At 30.5% G+C, this 832-nt stretch carries 1 protein-coding gene; it reads left to right on the top strand.

Annotated features, from left to right (window positions below; all coding sequences use genetic code 11):
- Positions 1 to 85: 85 nt before the first annotated feature.
- The gene (locus ACIFPW_RS22055) at positions 86 to 724 is read left to right on the top strand and encodes a GntR family transcriptional regulator (protein WP_430247164.1); all 639 of its coding nucleotides are present in this window, start codon (positions 86 to 88) and stop codon (positions 722 to 724) included.
- Positions 725 to 832 lie beyond the last annotated feature (108 nt).

Raw genomic sequence — 832 nt, forward strand, 5'->3', positions numbered from 1 at the left:
ATATAATTTGAAACATCATTTATAAACATTTTTTACTCGTTACCATGTAAAAGCTTTTAATACTATTTGAAAAGGGTTGGGAAAAATGGAAGAACGAAAACCAAGTAAACAATCGTTAGTCTCCTTAAAGGATAAAGTTAAAAAAAATTTAAGAGATGATATTATTTTAAACAATCTAAAGCCTGGAGATCGAATAGTGGAAACAGAAGTAGCAAAGAAGTTTGGAATAAGCCAGGTTCCTGTTCGAGAGGCCTTAAGAGGATTAGAAGAAGAAGGGCTTATTCGCACGGTTAAGTATAAAGGAGCTTTCGTTACTGAAATTGATAAGGTGGAAATGTACCATATATTTTCAATGAGAGCAGAAATTGAAACGAATGCATTAGAAATTATTTTACCTAATTTGAGAAAAAAAGATATAGGAGAACTTTATGACATTGTGGATCGAATGAAGTTCGGTAAGCCGGAATATTTATTGCAATCTGATTTAGATATGGAGTTTCACCGAACCATTATTCAATGGTCCAAAATAGAAGTCTACACTAGAATATGGAATATGCTAACTGGACATATCAGGAGGTATATTACAGCGCTCAATCCTAAAGTTCAAATCCGTCCTGATGAAGTATATAAATATCATTTAGATCTGGTGAAATTAATGGAAAAAGGTGATGTAGAAGAAGTTCAGGAAGCTTTCAGAGAACATATTATGAAAATGGTTAAATAAGAAGTCAGAAGAAATCATATAAAAAATCACTAATATAATAGTGGGACTATATATATAAATTATGTTTTTATATATAATCCCTAGACATGCCATTAATTATTATATATA

This window comes from Pseudalkalibacillus sp. NRS-1564 (assembly GCF_050467905.1).
Classification (GTDB): Bacteria; Bacillota; Bacilli; order Bacillales; family Guptibacillaceae; genus Guptibacillus; species Guptibacillus hwajinpoensis_B.